The organism is Streptomyces sp. NPDC005402 (genome assembly GCF_040606575.1).
In the GTDB taxonomy this organism is placed as follows: Bacteria; Actinomycetota; Actinomycetes; order Streptomycetales; family Streptomycetaceae; genus Streptomyces.
Window position 1 is genome coordinate 35341 of sequence record NZ_JBEXFB010000017.1, and the last position, 20379, is coordinate 55719.

Annotated in this window: 19 protein-coding genes; 4 read left to right on the forward strand and 15 right to left on the reverse strand. The window is 67.1% G+C overall.

What is annotated here, in order from left to right:
• Positions 1–75: 75 nt before the first annotated feature.
• From ABZT02_RS29380 to ABZT02_RS29415, 8 genes are all read right to left on the reverse strand, one after another.
• A complete protein-coding gene (locus ABZT02_RS29380; protein ID WP_356022622.1) occupies positions 76–1422 on the reverse strand; it encodes a hypothetical protein in 1347 nt (448 codons plus the stop codon).
• Positions 1423–1532: 110 nt separating this feature from the next.
• Entirely contained in the window at positions 1533–2663 is a 1131-nt protein-coding gene (locus ABZT02_RS29385) for a WXG100 family type VII secretion target (protein WP_356022624.1), read from the reverse strand.
• Complete coding sequence (locus ABZT02_RS29390; RefSeq protein ID WP_356022627.1) at positions 2660–2983, reverse strand: hypothetical protein; 324 nt, start codon at positions 2981–2983, stop codon at positions 2660–2662. The genes ABZT02_RS29385 and ABZT02_RS29390 overlap by 4 nt, the downstream gene beginning before the upstream one ends.
• A gap of 420 nt (positions 2984–3403) precedes the next feature.
• Entirely contained in the window at positions 3404–4468 is a 1065-nt protein-coding gene (locus ABZT02_RS29395) for a hypothetical protein (RefSeq protein ID WP_356022629.1), read from the reverse strand.
• A 24-nt stretch (positions 4469–4492) separates the two neighbouring features.
• Positions 4493–5155, reverse strand: a complete 663-nt coding sequence (locus ABZT02_RS29400) for a hypothetical protein (protein WP_356022632.1) — start codon at positions 5153–5155, stop codon at positions 4493–4495.
• Positions 5152–7347, reverse strand: a complete 2196-nt coding sequence (locus tag ABZT02_RS29405; protein ID WP_356022634.1) for a DUF6571 family protein — start codon at positions 7345–7347, stop codon at positions 5152–5154. The genes ABZT02_RS29400 and ABZT02_RS29405 overlap by 4 nt, the downstream gene beginning before the upstream one ends.
• Positions 7348–7437: 90 nt before the next feature.
• Positions 7438–7875: a hypothetical protein gene (locus ABZT02_RS29410; RefSeq protein ID WP_356022636.1), complete on the reverse strand. Its 438-nt coding sequence runs from the start codon at positions 7873–7875 to the stop codon at positions 7438–7440.
• 268 nt (positions 7876–8143) lie between these two features.
• Complete coding sequence (locus tag ABZT02_RS29415) at positions 8144–8845, reverse strand: hypothetical protein (protein ID WP_356022638.1); 702 nt, start codon at positions 8843–8845, stop codon at positions 8144–8146.
• A gap of 380 nt (positions 8846–9225) precedes the next feature.
• Between ABZT02_RS29415 and ABZT02_RS29420 the strand changes: the two genes are divergently transcribed.
• Positions 9226–9738, forward strand: coding sequence for a hypothetical protein (locus tag ABZT02_RS29420; RefSeq protein ID WP_356022641.1), 513 nt, complete (start codon positions 9226–9228; stop codon positions 9736–9738).
• A 440-nt stretch (positions 9739–10178) separates the two neighbouring features.
• Here ABZT02_RS29420 and ABZT02_RS29425 read toward each other — a convergent pair whose 3' ends face one another.
• The 7 genes from ABZT02_RS29425 to eccB all read right to left on the reverse strand — a co-directional run bounded on the left by ABZT02_RS29425 (position 10179) and on the right by eccB (position 17303).
• Positions 10179–11519 (reverse strand): S8 family serine peptidase, encoded by a 1341-nt coding sequence (locus ABZT02_RS29425; protein WP_356022643.1) that lies wholly within the window; start codon positions 11517–11519, stop codon positions 10179–10181.
• A gap of 86 nt (positions 11520–11605) precedes the next feature.
• Complete coding sequence (locus tag ABZT02_RS29430) at positions 11606–12991, reverse strand: hypothetical protein (RefSeq protein WP_356022646.1); 1386 nt, start codon at positions 12989–12991, stop codon at positions 11606–11608.
• Positions 12992–13039: 48 nt separating this feature from the next.
• A complete protein-coding gene (locus ABZT02_RS29435) occupies positions 13040–13354 on the reverse strand; it encodes a hypothetical protein (RefSeq protein WP_356022649.1) in 315 nt (104 codons plus the stop codon).
• A gap of 5 nt (positions 13355–13359) precedes the next feature.
• Complete coding sequence (gene mycP / locus ABZT02_RS29440) at positions 13360–14658, reverse strand: type VII secretion-associated serine protease mycosin (protein ID WP_356022651.1); 1299 nt, start codon at positions 14656–14658, stop codon at positions 13360–13362.
• 133 nt (positions 14659–14791) lie between these two features.
• A complete protein-coding gene (locus ABZT02_RS29445; protein WP_057616722.1) occupies positions 14792–15085 on the reverse strand; it encodes a WXG100 family type VII secretion target in 294 nt (97 codons plus the stop codon).
• 67 nt (positions 15086–15152) lie between these two features.
• The gene (locus tag ABZT02_RS29450) at positions 15153–15473 is read right to left on the reverse strand and encodes a WXG100 family type VII secretion target (protein ID WP_007385064.1); all 321 of its coding nucleotides are present in this window, start codon (positions 15471–15473) and stop codon (positions 15153–15155) included.
• 264 nt (positions 15474–15737) lie between these two features.
• Positions 15738–17303, reverse strand: coding sequence for a type VII secretion protein EccB (gene eccB, locus ABZT02_RS29455; RefSeq protein ID WP_356022654.1), 1566 nt, complete (start codon positions 17301–17303; stop codon positions 15738–15740).
• Positions 17304–17570: 267 nt separating this feature from the next.
• Between eccB and eccE the strand changes: the two genes are divergently transcribed.
• The 3 genes from eccE to ABZT02_RS29470 all read left to right on the forward strand — a co-directional run bounded on the left by eccE (position 17571) and on the right by ABZT02_RS29470 (position 20137).
• On the forward strand, positions 17571–18839 hold the full coding sequence (gene eccE, locus ABZT02_RS29460) for a type VII secretion protein EccE (RefSeq protein ID WP_356022965.1): 1269 nt from the start codon (positions 17571–17573) through the stop codon (positions 18837–18839).
• Positions 18839–19663 (forward strand): hypothetical protein, encoded by an 825-nt coding sequence (locus ABZT02_RS29465; protein WP_356022657.1) that lies wholly within the window; start codon positions 18839–18841, stop codon positions 19661–19663. The genes eccE and ABZT02_RS29465 overlap by 1 nt, the downstream gene beginning before the upstream one ends.
• Before the next feature lie 138 nt (positions 19664–19801).
• Positions 19802–20137: a DUF397 domain-containing protein gene (locus ABZT02_RS29470; protein WP_356022659.1), complete on the forward strand. Its 336-nt coding sequence runs from the start codon at positions 19802–19804 to the stop codon at positions 20135–20137.
• Positions 20138–20379 lie beyond the last annotated feature (242 nt).

The window sequence follows — 20379 nt, forward strand, 5'->3', positions numbered from 1 at the left end:
GGCCCAGGTGGTGGCGTACATCGGGGTGGACGGGCCCAGGTACCGGCAGTTACGGACGGTGCCGGCGTCGTCTTCTCAACTCGCCGCGCCGCCGTCGCCGTCGCCGGGGTCCATCCTCGCCAGGGCCTGCGCGATGAAGCCGACGAGGGGCGCCAATACGCCCGCCGCAGCCGTCCACCACCGCCATGCACCACCGTCCGGGACGAGCAACAGGGCGGCGAGGCACCCCAGAGCCACCGCGAACCCCACGACCACCGACACGGACGCGGTCACGAGATAACCGGCGCCGAGGTCGAGGAGCCGGATACGCCGCTCGGGGTCCGGTTGCGCGGATTCCATGACACCCGCCTCCTCGACCCCCTCAGCCACCTGGACCGGAACGGCGCCCGGCAGTTGCCATCCGTCGTCGCCCACGAGCTCGGCGAGGACGTCACGGCCACGGCGCTGTTGAGGGTGCCAGAGCAGCCAGGCTTGTGTGCCGCTCAGGGCGTCCCCTGCGGCTTCGGCGGCCATCTGGGAGTGGAACGGAACCTGCCGGCCACGGCCCTCCAGCACCAGACATTTCAGTGTGCGGGTGTTCTCCCGACGCTTCTTCTCGTCGGCCGCCTCCGGACTGCCGGGCGGAGGAGCGTCGATGTGCTCGCCCGACCCGGTGACGGAGACGCGCAGCGCCTTCCAGTCGGGGCCGACGGTGCGTTGGGGGCGACGCAGGCTCTCGTTCTTCCACCAGTAGCCGAGCGGGCCGAGAGTCGCCAGCGCCCAAAAGCCAGCGATCGTCCACGAGTCGCCGAACTGTACGGCCCGTCCGGAGAGTTGGCGCTCCACGTCTTCGCGTTGGTCGTCACCGATGGCACCCAGTTCGGGGCGGTCGGGGACGTAGGCCACGTAGAGCTCGCTGCCGATTCCCTGGCGTCGATTCGTGGACGCCTCGAACGTCGCAGGCACAGCGTGCCCCCCGGTCGGTGACGGGAGCAAGACGGTCAGATCGGCCGTCGCGGCGGCAAACCGACTCTTGCCCTCCGCGATCTCGTTCTCGACCTTCACGATGGGGCGTTGCTCGATCACCGCATCCGCCTCGGCGAGCGCGGAACTCCTGCCTGTACCCCGCGCGTCGGCTGCCACCAGCGTCACCCAGAGAGCCAGCAGCGCGGGAACGGCGACCATCGCCCCTGCGTAGCGGGCCGACATCCAACGCGCGCCGCTCAACCGCAACGGCGTCCTGCTGTGCTCGCCGAGGCCAGGAGTTGCCGAAGCAACGCGAACGCCCCACTCGTAGGTCTCGCAGCGAGGCCGGCCGCCGCCGCACGCCACTGTCACACCCAAAATCACCAAGCAGGCGGCCAGCAGGATCAGCGAGCACCACAGGAGTGCTGTCCGGAGCGGCGTAGCTCCCAGGAAGAGCCACGCGGCGGTCAGCGCCACAAGGGCGAGCGGGGCGGCTGAGGCCACGAACCTCCCACAACGTGGGAAGAGCCGGAAACCGGCGGCGTGGGCTGCACCGTTCGCGCCCTTCTCCATGGACCACTTACTGCTCACCCGAAAGCTCCGTAGCGCCGCGTGTCGGGCCGATCCCGCAAGGCCTTGGCATCCTCACTCGAGTCCCTCCGTGTGTCAGCGACCGCACCGGGCCTCTCATCTTCCTCATCCGCGTTGGCATCACCGTTGACTGCCCCGTCGAGTTCCTTGGACATGTTGCCGCCCACGCCGAGGCCGAGGCCGATGGGGGCGTTGGTCGCCACATCACCCACCAGGCCGTGCGCCGTGGAGACCGCCCGTCCGTCTGTGGCCCGATGAACAGCTGCGCCGCCGGCTCCTCCGGTGAGACCTCCTGCGAGGGCTCCCAGCGCCAGCTGTGATCCGTCGAAACGTTGATGGCTGCGAAGGTTGTTGACCGTGTCACCGGCGACCGAGGAGAGAACACCGACCGATGCCCCGTCCACGGCATTCGCCATCATGCCTCCGCCCAGCTGCGAGGCAAGATGACCCGTCAGGTACTTCCCGCCGAGGACGCCCACAGCACCGTTGATCGCGTTGCTCCGGTACTCGGGGCCGTTGTCAGTGGCCAGACTCGTCGCAATTCCCGTCCCAGTCCCCGCCCCCCACTGCACACCCAGCTCGACAGCCAGCCGCAACGGTCCGCTGCCCCTCACCAGCCCTCGAACGTACCGGAACAAACGAGCGGCGCTGCTGAGCAGCCGCCCCAATTTTGACGCGGCATTGGCAGCCTGTGCCCCCAGCCGCAAGGCATTGGCAGCCCCGGCCGCCGCCGAGAACCCGACCGTCACGAAGGAAAGCGCGACGGACGCCGCGATCGAGACACCGATCTCAAGGTAGATCTGATGAATCTCGTCATTGATCTCCTCGATATTGTCGGCAGCCTCCTCAAGCCCCCTCGCCGCCTGTTCGAAAAGCGGCACGGTCTCCTCTACCGCTCTCCCGACCTTCTCCCAGTACGCACGGAAGGCCTCAGCGGATTCCCCCCGCCAGTGCTCACCGAGAACACCCCGCACACTCCTGTCGAGCCCGCCGTACGCCTCCTCCAGCTCCTCCCCCATCGTGCGCCACCCCTTGGCCGCCGCACGCAGCACATCGGGACGGCCACCGGGATTAACGACCTCGATCCCGGCTTCGTACACCTTCTCGGCGACGCTCTCCTCGCTCACGCCTTCCCACCCTTGAACAGACCGGCGAGAGCATCGTCCGCAGCTTCGGAATTCTTCGCGTTGTCCTTGAGGGCCTGGCTCACCTCATCGAAGTGCCGAGCCAGACTCCCCAACGATGCGACCATCCCCGCGGCCAATTCCACGTAGGCCGACGTCACCTCTTCGGACTCCGTCAGAAACCCGAAGCCGTCATGAATCTGCTCCGTCCCCGTCGTACGCTCAAACGCCCTGACCGCACTCGCCAGGTCATAGGCCCGCGTATCGAACGCGTCGGCCAGCTTCGCTAATTCCTGCGGGTCCAAAGAAAAGTCACCAGACATGCGCCGCTCCGTACACTCATCCCTCGACGACCTTTGACGTGCACTTCCGCAACCGCACACCGACCGAAGAGTCACGTACCAGCACACGATGGAGGGACGGCGTCAACTACGAGCCTGCAAACGCCCCTTGGGCCGCCCCAGGCTGGGACTCGTCAGGAACGTCCCGGTCCGGCCCAACTCCGGCCATCGCAACAGCAGCCCGAAGATCCCTGCGGAGGCCTCGCATCGAGAGAGCCGCATGCCAACACGGCCGTACCGGATGCATGGTCAAGGGGTCACCGGACCCGGAACAGCCACGAGTCGCGGCGAAAGCCCTACGCACCGGCGCTCACGGACTCATTTTCCGCAATGCTGTCGGCCGGCCCCAGCGGATCGCTTCGACCGCCATGCCGTCGGGTATGCGCTCTCGTCGGCCCTGCTTCACGACGTCGGCTTCGCCGGGGCGCCGCACCCGTGGCGGGCCGCCGACTGTTCGGCGAAGTGCTGCAGATCCGCCCGCTCTTCTTTGGTGAGCGGTTTCGAGGTGAACTCGCGGTCGCTGTCCTCGACCGGCGTGGCATGGTAGTAGCCGACGCCCAGAGCCCCCTGGCAGGTGGACGATGTCCAGACCGTGTGTGTGCCGGTTCCCGAGGGAGTGTCGTGGCCGCCGTACTTGCCGTTGACCACAGCCTGGGAAGCATCGCTGAAGGGCCCGTATGCGGCAGTCAGTTGCAGAGCGCCGACAAGCACGCACTCTTCGGCCGGTGACGTCCCAGCGGCGGTTTCCCGCACCTGCGTTACGGAAGTCATCCCCTTACAGGTCCCTGTGGCATCACTCGCCGACACGGTCGTGGCTTCGGCAGCAGGGGCGGTGAGCTTGCTCGAGTCTCCCGGTTCCGCCACGCAGTCGGTCTTTTCTGCGGCGCGCCGGGCTGCCCCGGTCACAGCACGGGCGAGATCGAGCCGTACGGCCTGAGTGGGCTCGCTGCCGTCAGGCGACTCGGCTGCCACGAGAATTCCGCTGCCCTCGTTCGGCGTCCAGTTCTTACAACTGAGAAGCACGGATGCGGTGGCCCCGTCTTCGTCAGTGACCATGAATCCTTGCCAACCCGCGCCCATGGGTACGGGAAGGGACTCCTGGTCATCTTGGAAGGTATAGAAGCCGTAGGCGTTGTGGGCACCGGACGCGGTCTCGATCGATACGACGACTCCGTCGACATCGCACCTCGTCGCCAGGCCCGACGGCTCCGTCACATCACTCGAGACGTCGAACTCTCTGCTGGTGACGTGGAATCCGAGGCCGAGAAGGGTGAGCTTCGACTTCCCCGCGAGGCCCAGCACCGAGTCGACCGGGAGCATGCCACTGCAGGCCCGTGCCGTCCTGGCTGCCGGATACTGCAGTTGAAATCCGTATCCCCCGGCAACCAGAACGGCCAGCGCCACTGCAGAACCAATCAGCAGACGCTTGACGTTTCCGCGCAGCAGCGCCCGGTTGTTCCACTTCACCTGAACCTCATCCCGTCTGCTTTTTCAGCTGCCCGAGGGACTCGGAGAGGCTGAACCAGAGTTCGCCCCGGGTCGGACCGCAGAGCACTTGAAGACATCGTCACCGAGGTAGCTCGTGGCGATGGTCAGGGCGGAGACGAAGGCCTTGGTCAGCGAGTCGTCGAGGGTCCGTGCCGGGGGCGGCTCCTTCACCTCGATCTCCAGCACGGCGTGATCACGCGTCGCCCCTCCCGGAATGGCGCAAGGAAGAGCCAACCATGCCCTGTTCTGGTGCACGTTCCCCTTGGCCACCCGCACCTCGGTCCTCTCCAGGTACCCGGTGGCTGAACCGACCTTGAAGGTCTTGACGGTGGAAGGGCCCGGAGACCTGTACCTGTCGAGACTACCGAGGGTGTCCGAGTGCCAGAGGTAGTCGATCTCCACGGAGTGCTCTTTTCCGTAGAGACTGCAGTCCCCGGCTGCGGTCCACTCCTTGGGAGAGAACGTTTTGAGTCGTTCCCCTGTGACGCCACCGTCGCCGGCAAGAACTTGGAAGGCGCTTCCGTCGAGCTTGCCGCCGCACACCGGTTTGCTCTCGTCGTTCGTTTGCGTGCCCCAGCTGCTGCAACCTGCCGCGGCGATCAGGGTGACGGCGAGCGCGACCAGGTATCCGGTACTTCGGGAAGAGCGTGACAGCACAGCGATCATCGTCCGTTCACTGAGGAGTTCCAGGCGGTTCCCGCCGTGTGCCCGGACTTCGCGGCCTGTTCCACGGAGCCCGCCAACACGTTGAGGTCCTTTTGCGACATCTGCCGTCCCGAGTGCGCGACGGCCTCCCTTACCGACGACGCGCTGGATTCGCCCGCCGCGGTCCATCCTTCGGCGTACTTCGTGGCGGCTTCCCGCTTGGCCTCGTCCGTGGTGTCCTGTTGGACCTGCTCCACCACCATCGCCTGGATGTCCTCGACGGCCCAGCCCGCGATCGTTCCCACGATCGGTGCGGCCGTACCCGTCGCCGCACCGACTGCCATGCCCAGGCCGCGTCCCGCCCATTTGTCACCGGTCGCCACGGCGTCATTGAAGTCCTTGTCGGACGCCGAGTGCTCCTCGAAGATGGCCTGGTCGCGTGAGTCGCTGAGGATTCCGGCCACGACGCCCCCCGGATAGGCGACGTTCTCCATCGCGGCGTTCAGGTCGGACGGATTGCCGTCCGCCACCTGCTGCATCCATATCGCGGTGTTGGCCTGCGAAGCCTCCGTGATCGCGACATAGGCATCAGGATCCCGGCCGACCGTCGCGATGAACGGCTCCAAGGTGCCCATGTCCAGGTGGGCATCCGCACCGAAGGGCTTGATCGTGCCCTGCTCGTTCGCTATCGCGCCCTGCACGTCCGCCATGTACTCGGCCGTCATGTTGCCCAGGCTGTCGCGCAGCGCGTCCCGGGGCGAGTCGCTCGCCAGGCCCGGATCGCCTCCGATCGTGTCGACGACCTCCTTCATCAGAGCCGCGCGCTCAGGCGTGTGCTTCACGGGAGCACCGTCGTCGTCGAACGAGCGGCCCGAGGTCGCGGACTCCAGCGCATGCCCCAGGTTGTTGTAGCCGCTGGGGTTCCCGGGGTCGCCCGTGTAGCCGGGGCCCTCTGGCCAGTGCCGGTCCTTCAGCAGGTAGTCCAGGTGATCGACCTTCTCACCGTCGATGGTGGCGTCGGAGGTGAGGAACTCGGTGGAGGCGTCCGGGTTGTGCCCCAGCGCGTCCATGAATCCCGCCATCGGATCGAGCGCCCCGATGTTGGTCGTCCCCAGCGTCCGCGGGTACCCCCAGTAAGCGTCCGGGTTCTGCCCCGCGTTGGCGCCGTTCTTCTCCGCGGTGATCAGCGCGTCGCCGTAGTCCTGGAGGAAGTCCTTGTCCCACTTGCCCTCGCTCATCAGGCTGCTGGTGAGCTGGTAGCCGCTGAGGCCGTACGGCGACTCGGTGGGGTTGGCGTTGAAGTCGCGCTGGCCCGCCTTGAGCAGGTCGTTCTGGAACTTGGTGATCTCCGGGTCGGGCCCGCCCTTGCGGTGGTCGTCCGACGTGGTCGCCGTACCGATGGTGGTGCCCAAGTTCGCCTTGAGCTCCTTGAGTTGGGCCAGCTGGGCTTTGGAGAGCGTGGTCCCGGCCGGCGGACTCATGAGTTCGTTGTACTTGCTCAGCGTGTTCTCGCCGCCGGTCTTGACCGCGAACTCCCGTGCGAACTCGGGGTCGTTCTTGTTGGCGGACAGAAGAAGGTTGAGCTTGGTGATCTCGGCGTCGGAGAGTCGGCCCTTCTTGTTCATCAGGGCGGACGCCTGGTCGGCCTCGACGGAGTCGAGCGTGGTGTAGACGCTGGTGTTGAAGGACTGGCTGTCGCCGTTGGCGTCGCGTTCCAGGGCCGCGCTGGCGGCCTCGTCGGCGGCGGTGGCCACTTCCAGGACGCGCGTCAGCCGGGAGACGAGCGAGTCCAGCTTCTTCTTGCGTTCCTCGGCGAGGCCCGGCGAGGCGGAGGCGGTCGGGCTGTCCTGCCGCGGGTCGACGTCCTCGACGCGGCCGTCGTCGTAGACCTTGTAGTGGTCGTTGCGGGCCTCGTCGAGCAGGGTGTGCAACTGCTTCTGGGAGGCGGTGAATTCGCCGTGCGCGTCCAGCAACAGCTTGGCGATGCGCTCCGCTTCGGTGGCGGCGTTCTCGTACTCCGTGCGGGCCTTGCCCATGGTGGTGAAGGCGGCGTCGGCCGCGTCCCCCTCCCAGTGGCCCTTGAGGTGGTTGACGACCCGCTGCTCGAACTCCCGCTGCAAGGCCTGGTACTTGGCCGGCAGCGCCTTCCAGGATGCGGCTGCGTCGGCCAGCGGGGCGAGGTCGGCCTTGTCGAGGTAGGGGATGGACACCATGTGCGACTGCTCCTTGTGAGGTGGTTCAGGTCCGACTCGATGGGCTCACCCGGGCGCGGCGCCACGGCGACGGCCTCGGGCTGCCTGACATCACCCGAAGGGCGTGCTGATCGAGTGCTGCCGGGCCTGTTCCTCCTTCTCGGTGCGGGTGTAGTGGCCGGACGTGGTGTGGAGCTTGTCGCTGATGTCCTGGAGCAGGCTCTTGAGGTTGAGGACCTGGGATCCCCAGCGGACGTCCATGGTCACCAGGGAACCGGCGGTGGCCCAGGAGCCGGCCTCGGCCATGCCTCCGGCGCTGTGCTTGTTGAGCCCCCTGGAAGCGCTCAGGCAGTCGTCGTCGGCACCGTTGTCGGCGTTCTCGGTGTCACCGCGCAGCTCGACGAGCGCGTTGGCCGCTTGGTCGAGACGCTGGGTGTCGACGTTCGTACCACCGCCGCCCCCTCCCCCGCCCCCGCCGTCCGCGGGCACGGAGTTCAGCCGCGTCTGAGTGGATCCGCTGTGCTGCGGCGCATCGAAGGGAGTACTCATCCCTTGTCCCATCCCCGTTGTGAAAGTGGTGGACATGCCCGGTTCGCTCACTCGACCACGGATGCCGTTGCATCCGTACGACGGGAGGCGCCCACTCCAGCCGGGCCTCGCACCCGGCGACCTAGGCAAGGACATGCCAATCAGCAGGCCGAAAGATACCGGATCTTCCTCTGCGTGGCCCACTGCCGGCCGCACTGTGGGACGCGAAAGTGAACGCGAACGGCTCGGCGAGCACCTGCCCACCCAGCCGTTCGCCGCTCACCGAAGATCAGTCCGTGGGTGCCTCGACCACCGCCCCGGAAGGCGCCTTCGCACCCACCGACACGCCGAAGTCGGAGTCCGTGAGGTCCGGCATGTCGTCACGGGTGCTGTCCTGCTTGATGAAGTACGGCTTCCCGGTGGCCGCCACGTACCACGTGACCGACGCCCCCTTCTCCGCCAGGACTACCGGCACCGCCTGCTGCCCGTCCACCGTGCTGACCTTGCCCTTGGTCGCCTTGCTGCCGGCGTCGAGCGTGTCCGGGGCGCTGAGCTGCTCCGGGTGGCACCAGCTGGCGAGCTTCGCCATGAGCGCGTTGCTCGATGTGCCATGGGTCCACTTCTCGGTGGAGAACGCGTCTTCGCCGAGCGCTGAGTTCAGACCCTTGGCGAACGTCGAATCGGGCTTGGCCCAGATGTCGTTGCCCTTGCGGATGATCTCGAAGGAACCCTTCTCCGAGACGTCGACGGTGCCGACACATTCCGTGGCGGAGAGCCGCAGATCGCTCTTGCTGCCCTCGCGCTCCATCTTCTCGTGGAAGGAACCCGCCTCGGCGTTGGTCTTCATGCCGGTGTCGTAGATCTCCTTCGCGGAGAGCTTCTCGATACCGTTCGGCTCGGCAGCGGGACTGGCTTTCGCAGCCTTGGACGGCGTGGAACCAGCCGCGGACTCCGCAGCATCGCTGCCACTGTTGCAGGCCGTGAGCGACACGAGCGCAACGGCACAAGTGAGTACGACGGTTGCATGCCGAGCAGACAGAACGTGCGTCTTCATAAAGATCCCCGTGAGTATTCGATTGCGGGCGAACTTGCGTGATCATTTAAACAACGATCGCCCGGCACTCCAACTCGGGTCCCCATAGCCGGATTTGGCCTCGGAATCAGCGACGCAGTCTAGTCGCCGGAGTCACCCCGGCCGGCACTGGGGACAGTGAAACAAAGCCGCAAGCTCGGACGAGCGGCGGAATCGCAGCCGCATTTCCACGAACCGGACACCAATACTTCACGCAACCCGCCCCGGATCTCCGCTCAGCACAGGACCCTTCCAAATGTTCTTCCGACCAGTGGCTGCGGAGCCCGTAGATTGACCTCGTGGGACTCTTCGACAAGTTGACCGGCACCCAGCGCCCCGCCGACGGTGTCACACCGGCTTCCGCCAAGGACGTACGCACGGCCCTGCTCGGCCTCAACCGGCCCGACCTTCCCTACGTCATCCGCGACGGCGCCCCGGAAGACGTCGATCTCGTCGCGGAGTGGCGGCTGGCGGAGCCGACGTGGCAGAACTTCTTCATCCAGTCACAACTGTCTCGCGCCATCCGCATCCGCATGCGCCTGAACCACGAGGACCACGAGGTACGCGCCCTCGAGGAAGGGTGGGAGGTCAGCCGCGTCGGGAATCCTCCGAGGCTCAAGATCTCGTCGCAGTACACACGCGGACCCAGCAGGACCGTCTCCACCCACTGGAACATCCGACGAGGAGACGACGGCAGCCTCGAAACAACGCAGGCCTTCCGCTTCGACAGCTCGGACCTGGTCAACCCTCTCCGGGACACTGTCCTCAAGTATGGATGGAGCTGGCGTGGCGTGGTCTTCGGCAGATTGTGAGAGCGAGCGTTCCCCGCTGGACAGGGGAGTTCGCTTCACCACGAATGCTTGGCGATTCTGTGCCGACCGGACCGGCGCGCGCTGAGCGTCCCTCACCCGGTCAAGAGATCTGCAATGGCGGTACCGTCACGCCCTCGTCGGCCGCATACGCCCACTCACGGGCACCGCAGCTGCAGCCACCCTGGCAGTTTCTTCTCGAAGCCCTCGGCCGGCACCCAGCCGAACTCGTTGTGGTCGATGTCCAGAGCGCGTCTCGCACTCAGGAGACGGTAGTAGCAGTCATCGAAACCCAGCCGATGCTTGCCCCCGGGCAGGGCAGCGACACCGGCGCCCGGGGTCTCGGCGGGACACAGTTCAGGCGGTGATCCGCGAGGAACTGCCGCAGGTCGCGCTGTTGTTCCTGTGGGTCACGGATCCGGTCGAGACGCAGACGTTCACACCTACTGCTGAGGCGGCCACTGTCCGTGCGGCGGAGTGGGCTGCTGCTGGTATGGGTTCTGTTGGGGCGCAATCTGCTGCTGGTACGGGTTCTGCTGCGGAGGAGGAGGCTGCTGGCCATAGTTCGGATAGCCGCCCGGCCCGCCAGGACCGCCGTTCTTGTTCTTGTTCCGCCGAGCTAGCTTCACAATCAGAAGAACGATGAGGCCGATCACGACCAGGGCGACAACTCCAAGAACGGCGAAGAAGATCATCTGCTTCTGGTCTGCCTTTTCTTGTGCCGAGTCCTCGGTGCCGGACGAGCTGGCGGTTGCGGCAGCAGAGGGGCTCTTAGAGCCTGCCGCTGGGGTCTTGAGCGGTCCGTACCTTGAGCCTGCAGGGATGGCATCCGACAGCGCGGCGAGTGGACGAATGGTTCCGTAACCGTACTTCTCGTCGGGGAGAGACATTCCCTTGGCGGAATCAGGCAAGATAGCGGTCTTGACGAGGCGATTCGCGATCTGTCCTGCTGTAAGGTCAGGAAACTTCGACCGAAGCAAAGCCGCTGCTGCTGATACGAAGGCAGTAGCGTCTGAAGTTCCATCTCCGATAGACAGCTTATTGCCAGGCCATGCTGCATGAACAATGCCGGTGGCGGGAGCGGTCAACAAAACCTCGGGACCATAATTGGAATTCTGCCAGACAGCACCACTCTGGCTTACCCCTCCCACTGCCAGAACGCCTGGGGCATTGGCGGGGAAGGCAACGCCACGCTTCCCGTCGTTTCCCGTTCCGGCCACAATCAAAGCGTCATGCTTCACCGCGTAGGAGATGGCTTCTAGATCTTCGGGAGACCCGCCACCTTTATAGTACTGGTCAGTAATATCCATCGAGATATTAATGACGGATGCCCCATTATCCACTGCATAACGGATCTCATCGGCGAATCCTGCGAGATCCGCACGGATAGGGAGAATCTTGGCTTCCGGCGCTAGCCCCATCACACCGTCCGCCGCCCCTGGACCGTGTCCGTGCCCTGCAATCACGGAGGCCATCGCCGTCCCGTGGGAGGCTTGATCATCTGAGGATTCAGGTGAGGCGTCATCGTCGCCATCTACAAAATCCTTGCCTTTGAGCACGTTATTCTTCAGATCAACATGCTCGGCATTCACGCCCGTATCGATCACAGCAACGGTGACGTTTTTGCCCTCCGAGATTTTCCAGGCAGGCTCAGCCTGCAATGCTCCTAGCGCCCACTGGTCGCGTCTGGTTTGGTCGGCAGAGGCAGCGGGGGCTGCCGCCAAAATCAGCGCGCCCGTCAGTGTCGTGGCGCTCAAAGCACGCACCGTTCGCGTGAAGGCCATTCCCTGTTCCTCTCCCGTACCCGACGTGGGCGCAGCCCGAAGACCACGCCCACGCATCCTGTCACGTGCCGGTGAGCGCCCAGCGACTACTCGATGACGCGAGGCGCTACGTCGGTTTGCGGGGTCCAGGTCTCCTCGTCCTCGACCAGGTAGTCGGGACGCTCACCCTCGCGCTGCTCCTCTTCCTTGCGGCGGCCAGTGCGCGAACCGGGGGCGCCTGCGACGCCGCCTTTTCGGACAGCGCTGGCTCCCTTTCCTGCGGCACCGCGGCTGCTGTGCAGGCCCGAACCACCGGCGGTTCCCCTGCCCGCGCCCGCACCAGATTTCGGGGTGCCACCGACTACGCCACCACGAGCCGTGCCTCCGACACGTCCCGCGGCACCCCTGGCAGCGCCCGCGCCACCCACGCCGCCGGCACCAGCGCGGCCCATGCCCGCAGCGCTGGCACGACCGACCATGCCGCGAGCGGCACCGGCTCCTGCCGCCCCGCCAACTGCGCCGCCGACGAAGCCAGTACCCACGACACCACCACCGCCAGCGGTTCCACCTCCGACCGTGCCTGCTCCGCCAATTGTCGGTGCACCCGTGCGACCGCCGGCGATGCCGTCAATCGCCGTGCCTACATTCGGGGTCGACGGTGTCGCCTTATGCGCCCCACCCGTAACGCCCGAAGGCGGCGACACCGACTTCGATTGGCCGATTGTGCCGGTCTGAGCGCGCCCAGCCGTACCTGAAGACACACTCCGCGGGCTTCGCGTCGCGGACTCTGCGGGCATGATCACCGGAGCGGGTGCAATGCCGCCGGGATCGCCAGGGTAGTCCTGACTCTCTTCGATGCTGCCACGTCTCCACGACCCCATCTCCGCAGCCCGACTGTTATAAGCCGCCCCCAACGCCTCCATCTTCACAGCCATCCGCAGCTGCGCCTCGCGCCCCTCGGACAAGCTGCCCGCGTTGCCGTCGAGTGCCTGCTGGGAGCCGGCGCCGTTCTCGAGGGCCTTGTTCGCGCCCGAGTCGTCGCGGTCGCCCATGTTGCCGACGTAGTCGAGCGCGCTGGAGACCTTGCCCGGCTTCTCCATCGCAAGGACCGCGGGCTTGATCTCCTCGAGCTTCGCCGCGGCGCCCCGCAGGGAGATCGAGGTGTGAGAGGCGTACTTGGAGCTGTCGGTGATCTTCTGGCCGATCACCTGCGCCCGGGCCCTGAACAGATCCGCGCTCTGCCCTTCCCAATGGGCGAGAACGTGCTCGACGGCGGCGTCGAGGCTCTCCTTGATCCCGCCCGGCCCGACCAGGTCCTTGCTGAGGGCCTCCCAGGCCGTCGCGACCCTCGTCACCGTGCCCGGGTCGGCGTCACGGACCATGTCCTTCATCTGGTCCATGTCGTAGTTGAGCCCGAACGGCGTGGTGTGCTGCGCCGAAATGCACTGATTCGTCTCGACGTACTTGAAGTCGTCGACGTCCTTGTCGCCCATGTCTACAGCCCCCTCTGATCCACGCGGTCCACGTAGCAGGACATCCCGTTACTTCCCGTTGAACGCCGCATAGTTCTCCGCCTCAGCGTCGCTGAACGCGTCATGCGTCCTCTTCGTCTTCTTCCCGAAGTCGTCCAACACGTCTTCCAAATGCGCGACGATCTCGTAGAGACGTTCCTTCATCGCTTCGTGCGCGTCGTACAGCGCCTTCGCCTCACCGAAGCCCGTACCCAGCGCGCCCTGCGGCAGGTACGTGTTGCCCATGCAGCTCGACTTGGACGTCGTCATGTCTCTGATGACGCCGTTGAGCTTGGTGATCGTCCCCTCGATCTCACTCAGATCGACCTTGTACTGCTCAGCCATGATGCTCAGCTCCCCGTTGACTCCACGTTGTTACCCACACCCTGCTTGCGCCGCCAGTCGCTGAGGACCCGTCCGCCCCCGAACAGCAGCAACACCAACGCGAACCCCGCCGCCAGGACGTACAGCGCGTACCGTTCCGTGCGTTGTTGCTCGGACTCGCCGAGGACCAGTGTCGCGGCCTGGACGTTGGCGGAGTCGCCCGCGGGGCCGACCGAGTCCGGCTTCGGGCCGTCGGCCGAGGGCGCCGTCGTGTCGTCGTTGACCGCGGCGGCCGGGTCGACGACGCCCCAGCCCACGAAGTCGTCGCGGCCCGCCTTGGTCCGGTCCGCCGTCTGCTCGATCTGCGTGATGACCTGCTTGTAGCTCCAGTCCGGGTGCTTGGCGCGGATCAGGGCCGCGACCCCCGAGACGTACGGAGCCGCGAAACTCGTGCCCTGGTCGACGCAGTTGCCGCCCACCGGGACGGTCGAGACCATGTCGATGCCCGGTGCCGCGACGCCCACGAACGGGCCCGACTGGGAGAAGGGGGCACGGGCGTTGTTGCGGTCGGAGGCCGCGACCGCCAGCACGCCCGGGTACGCCGCCGGGTACGTCTCCTTGATCTTGCCGTCCGCGCCGTCGTTGCCGGCCGCCGCGACGATCAGGGCGTCGTGCTTGTCCTGCGCGTACTCGACGGCCTGCCGGAAGCGCGCGTCGACCGTCGGGTCCATCTTCGAAGCGGTGTCCTGCGAGATGTTGATGACCTTGGCGCCGGCGTCGGCGGCGTACTTGATCGCCTGGATCATCGTGCCGACGTTGCCGCTGCCCTGGTCGTCGTTCTGTCGGATCGGGATGATCGTCGCTTCCGGGGCGAGGCCGACGAATCCGGTGCCGTCGAGCTTCCTGGCCGCGATGATGCCGGCCACCTTGGTGCCGTGGCCCACCTTGTCGGTCCTGCCGTTGCCGCCGGGGTGCAGGTAGTCCTTGCCGTTGGCGACGGCGCCGCCCTTGAGCTGCGCGTTGACGGTGTCGACACCGGTGTCGATGACGGCGACCTTGACGTTCTTGCCCTTGGTGCTCTGCCACAGCTGGTCGAGGACGATGCGCTGCAGGGACCAGGGCGTTCCCTTGATGATGTCGGACGGGAACGAGCAGCTGGTGTCGTCGACCTGGAAGCGCACGTCGTCGTCGGCCAAGGTGGTCCGCACGCGCTCGGCGGCGGCGATCGGTGTGGCCCCCGCCAAGGGCAGCCCACAGGCGAGTACCGCCACGGCGGCGGTGCCTGCGGCGCTCCGACGCGCGGCGCGCGATGCCCCGGATCCCACTGTCTTACGTCCTCCCGTTTTGTTTCTGTACAGGACGCATGAACCAGCTATGAGCGGAAAAGTCCATACGCCCCGTGAACCGCCGATGGGGGCGGGTGCGCGACCGCGCACCCGCCCCCATCAAGCGATCACGTCAGCCGCCCCAGATCTGGGCGTTCTTCGACTCGGTCGCCTGGTAGTTCTGGGCGGCGCTGTCGAGGGCCTTGGCGATGGCCTCCAGCGTCTGCTGCATGGAGGCGGCGCGCTGGTCCCACTCGGCCTGCTTGGCGCGGTAGGACTCCTGCGCCGTGCCTTCCCAGCTGGCGGAGATCCGCTTCACGCCGCTCTCGAGCTCGTCCAGCTGCGTACGGATCTTGCCCGCGGTGCTGCGGACATCCTGCGCGGCCTGGGAGATCGTGGCGAAATTTACAAGAATCTGCCCGGACATCTCTTCTGTGTCTCCTCAGATGTATGGATGGTCGCTTACGGACGTGCGCCGCGGCGCACAGGTCCGATCATCCGAAGGGGGACGAGGCCGCGATGTTCTGGATGGACGCGCGCTGCTCCTCTTCCGAAGCCGCGTAGGCCTTAGTGCTCTGGTCGATGGCTTCCTTGATGTCGTTCAAGATCTGGTTGATCTTGTTCGCATCCTGGTTCACCTGCGACTGCAGGTTGTTGTACGCGGTGGCCGCCGAGCCCTTCCAGCCACCCGTGATCGTGTCGATCACGGTCTGCAGGCGGGAGATTTCGCCCTGGATCGAGGAGTTGACCGAGGAGATCTTGCCGCTGAACGCGACCATCTCCTCCTCGGTCATGGTGAACTGCTGTCCAGCCATGTTGTGTCCCCCATGAGACGTAGGAGTTCTGAGTAGACCTCACTCGGAACGCCGACACCGAATGGTGGCAGACGTATCCAGTCCGGTCTGGTTCCACTCTAGTCGCATCCTCTGACAGAGCGAACATCAGTTGGGGTATGTAGCAAGATCGCGATCAACTCAACTCACCTTTTTCACAAGTGTGTTGGTTGAATGCGAAAGGGGTGGGCCCAGCCGCCCGACCGGACCGCTCCGAAAACGGTCCGGGTTCGGGATCCTGCGGGCCTACGACCCCTGCGCCTGCTCCGCGTTGCCGCTGCTGAGCTCCGGCCCCGCCGCCAGCAGGTCCGCCCACGCCGCCGGTACCCCGACCGGCTTGATCTTGCCGTAACCGAGCCTGACCTGGGCGGTGTTGGTCTGCTGGGTATCGGCCTTCTCGCCGCCGGTGACCTCGCTGTCGTTGCGTGCGGGGACCGAGTAGCGCAGGCCGGTGTCGGTGACGAGGAAGGTGCTGCCGCCACCGGCGTCGGCGCCGGTGAGGCGCTTGAACAGGAGGCCGCTGCCGGGTGAGACGTAGGTCCGGGAACCGCTCTGGGAGAGGTCCTTCGGATAGTCCTGGCCGGTCCAGACCGTCATCAGCGGCCTGTTGGTCCTCTCGTTCTTCTCACCGCCGTGCCAGACGCTGCACGAGATCTTGTTGCCGCCCTGCTCCCAGTGTGTGTTGGCCTGGACCACCGGCTCCTGGGGCCAGTTCATCTCGTCCATCCACTGTCCGGTCTCCGGGTGGATGTCGTTGAAGCCGACCTTCACCGCCGCCGGCGTCTGGCCCGGGTACACGGTGTTGATGAAGGGGCTGCGCAGCCACATCTGTGCCGCGAAGTCGGAGACGGGCTGGACCTTGTCCTTCAGCACGACGTACTTCTGCTGTCCGGCTCCGGAATCGGCCACGAGGACCATGCCGACCTTGGAGAGGTTGGGCGCGAGTCCCTCGACGTGCGCGGTGGTCCCCGCATCCTGCGCCATGTTGGGGAACTCCAGGGGTCCCGCGAGGTTCAGCGTCTTGAGGAAGTCCGGACTGACGCTCTGCGGCTGCTTGCCGTCGCCGAACACCGCGCGCTCGATGTCCCGGAGCGAGTTCTTGCTGTCGAGCCGCCAGTCCTTGCCACCGATCAGGTACGCGCTCCCGTCCGCGGTGACCATGTACCGCGGGCCGTTCCCGCTGAGCGAGGTGGGGTCCTTCGGGCCCTCGACGTACAGGACCTGGCCCTGCTTCAACTCGCCCTTGTTGTGCAGCAGCTTGTTGTAGTCGCCCTTGTCCAGCACGTACGTCGCGCTGACGGGCTGCCCGTCCTGCCCCGGCGACTGGCACAGCGCCCAGGTCTTGACCGTCTCCGCGTCCGAGGCGGACGGCAGCCGGTCGGGGGCGAAGGGGATGCCGACGGTGGCGCCCATCGGGTACTTGCTGTTGTCGAGCACCGACTCCTTGATCTTCATGACCTGGGGGTTCTCGCTGTTCAGCAGCAGCTTGGCGGAGGCCAGGTTGAGGACCGGGTGCAGGCTGAGCTTGTTCTCGCCCTTGGTCTTCACGAGCACATAGCGCGTCGTCGACTCACTGCCGACGAGGATGTTCTTGCCCTGCGTGTTCCAGCCCTTGGGCGCGGTCGGGCTGAGCATGCCCCAGGCGCCGAATCCGATGAGCACCAGCGCCGCCACACCGAGACTGGGCAGGACGGTCTTGAGGGGGCGCGGCGCCGCCTCTTCCGAACCGTGCGGAGACGGCTGAAGAAACGCCGCCACCGTGCGCCTGCGCGCGAAGGAGTAAGCGTTCAGCTCATCCCGACGTGTCGCCATCGATGGGTCAACTCCCCGTTTTTTCGCTTTGTTTCCGAATGCGGAACTCCCCAGGGCCGCCCGGTACTCCGTGGCGTTTGCTCCTGCAGGGGCCTCTACTATGCCGTGTGACGATCGCACCGTACGGTACGGGGTACGGTGATCCGCCGCCAGCTCGAGTCGCGGCCAGACAATGCAAAGGGGTTGTACCGGGGGATGAGCACTGCGACCAGGTCCCGGCGCCGTAACGGCAGCCGTCGTACCCAGGAGAACCAGGGGCCGGGGCAGGTGCCGGAACCGGCACAGCCGTCCTCGACCCCGAGGCCCCCGAGTCCGGCCTCGCCGTCGCTCGCCCGGCGCCCCGGCAGCATCGGCCCCATCCGGGTCCAGCAGCTGGTCGGTTTCGAACTGGCCGCCGCGGTCCTGCTGATCGGCTGGCTGCTGCGCCCCATCGGTCTCACCGTCGGCATCGTGCTGGCCGTACCCCTGGTCCTCGCCGGACTGCTGCGCCGGCGCGGCCGCCCGCTGCCCGAGTGGTTCAGCACCGCCCACGCGCTCCGCGACCGCCGCAGGCGCAACGCCGAGCCCGTGCCGCCCGGCACCGACCCCGGTTTCGCCCCGGCCGTCGAGTGCGACCCGGCGCTGCGCACGTACAGCTTCCAGGACCGCGAGCAGCGCGAGATCGGCATGCTCGGCGACGGCACCTTCCTCACCGCGCTGGTGCAGGTGCAGGCCGCGGACACCCCCCTGCGTCCCACCTATGGCACCGGTGACATCCCGCTCGATCTGCTGCAGGGCCTGCTGGAGGTGGACGACATCCGGCTCGCCTCGGTCCAGATCGTCCAGCACACCCAGCCCGCGCCCGCCCCGCACCTGCCTCCGCAGGCCATGGCGGTCCGTTCCTACGGGCCGCTGCAGGCCCAGAGCCTGACGCCGGGACTGCGCATCACCTGGGTCGCGCTCAAGCTCGACCCGGAACTGTGCCCGGAGGCCGTGGAGGCCCGCGGCGGCGGTATGCAGGGAGCCCGACGAGCGCTGCTGCGGGTCGCCGACCAGCTGGCCAGTCGGCTCATGGGGGCCGGCATGCAGGCCAAGGTGCTGAGCGAGGCGGACATCTGCGGGGCCATCGCGACCTCCAGCTGTGTCAACCCGATGGCCACCACCGGCGGTGCCGCCCTGGACGGCAGCCGCTCGGGCCGCCGTACGGCCGAGACCACCCGTACCTGGCGCTGCGACGACCGGCTGCACACCACGTACTGGGTCTCCAAGTGGCCGCAGTTCGGCGGCGCCGGACCGGCGTTCCCCCGGCTGGTCGGCGCGCTGACCTCCGCGCCCACCCTCGCGAGCACCTTCTCGCTCACCATCAGCAGGCACCGGGGCAAGGTTCTGGCCCTGTCCGGGCACGTGCGTCTGACCGGCCGCGGTGAGAACGAACTGGGCGAGGCCGCCCAGCACTTGGAGCGTGCCGCGTCCGCGTTCAAGGTCGGTCTCGTACGGCTCGACCGTGAGCAGCTGCCCGGAGTTCTGGCCACCCTGCCGCTGGGAGGTACCCGCTGATGTCCGCTCCCACCATGCGTCCCTCCGGCCGCTCCGGTTTCGGATCCACCCCGGGCTTCCCCGGGCAGCGTCCCGGGCATCTGCCCCGCTCCCCCGAGCCCGCCCGGCTCGGCCCCGAGCGGCGCCTGCGGGCGGCCTTCGGTCTGCTCGGCCCCCGGCGTGAGCGTCACCTCGTCGACGCCGAGGTGCTGTCGCAGCTGACCCTGCCGGTCGGCGACGACGGTCTGATCCTCGGCATCGACCAGGACAACCAGCCAGCGGTGCTGGGCCTGTGCCGTCCCACCCGCCTCGACATGGTGCTGGTCGGCGGCACCTGGATGGCCCAGGTCATCGCCCTGCGAGCGGCGGCGATCGGCGCGCGCGTGGCCGTCGAGACGGCTCGTCCGCAGCTGTGGGCGCCGATGGCGCAGGCGGCCGGCGGCGGCCAGCAGTGCGTGACGGTGCACCAGGTCGGCCGGATCGCCCCGCAGGGCCCGTCCCCGGCGAGCCCGGTCCTCATCATCCGCGACCTCGGCATCCGCCCGCCGCGCAGCCGCCTCACCACGGCGCCCTGGCAGTCGGTGCTGACCCTGCTCCCCTACCTCGGCCCCACCGCGCCCCGCCTGCTGGCCAACGCGGACGTGGTCGGCGTACAGCGGATCTCCCCTCAGGAGTCCCAAGTGGTCGGCAAGTCCATGCGGTTGCCGCAGAACGACGCGGCCTCCTTGCCGTCCCTCGCCGACAACGTGGCCCTGTGGTGCACGCAGAAGAGCCGGCAGTACGTGATGACCCAGCCCACCGACGCGGAGACCGGTCTCCTCGGGGCGCCCCGCCGGATGGACTGACGGGCGGACTCGTGGCGCGGGCCAAGGCGTCGGCCCCTCACGCGAGTTCGTGACCGAACCGTTGCGCCGTGTGAGGGGGCCCAGGCCAAGTAGGGTGCTCGTGCACGAGGTTCGCTCAGGAGAAAGGGCCCGCCGACCATGACCGACGCGGACGACATCGCCGCAAAGACACCGGACGCGGACGTAAAGGCGCGAAAGGCGCGGGAACGGGACGAGCTGTACGGCCTGGACATCTCCGGCGTCGAGTGGCACAGCGCGCCCGGCACCGAGGAGCACGAGGAGCGCGTCGAGATCGCCTATCTCCCCGAGGGCGCGGTGGCCATGCGGTCCTCCCTGGACCCGGACACCGTCCTGCGGTACACGGAGGCGGAGTGGCGGGCGTTCGTACTGGGCGCGCGCGACGGCGAGTTCGATCTGGAGCCCGCACCGCACGACGGCGGGCTCACCGCAGAACAGACGAAGCAGGCGGAGTAGGCGGAGTAGGCGAAACAGCGGGGAGCAGGTGCGTCGGCCCGCCTCTGCCGGGACAGAGCCGACCATCCCGGGCTTCAAGAGACAGACAACCGTCACAAGGGCGACATCGCGGCAGGCACCGCTCCGTTGCGCGCGAGAGCACAGCGGACGGGCCTGCCCCGCCGACGCCTGTGGCGTTTACGCTTGATGCGGGTGCGACGTCAGAACCCACGGGTGGGTTGTTCGCGTCCAGGGGACTTCAG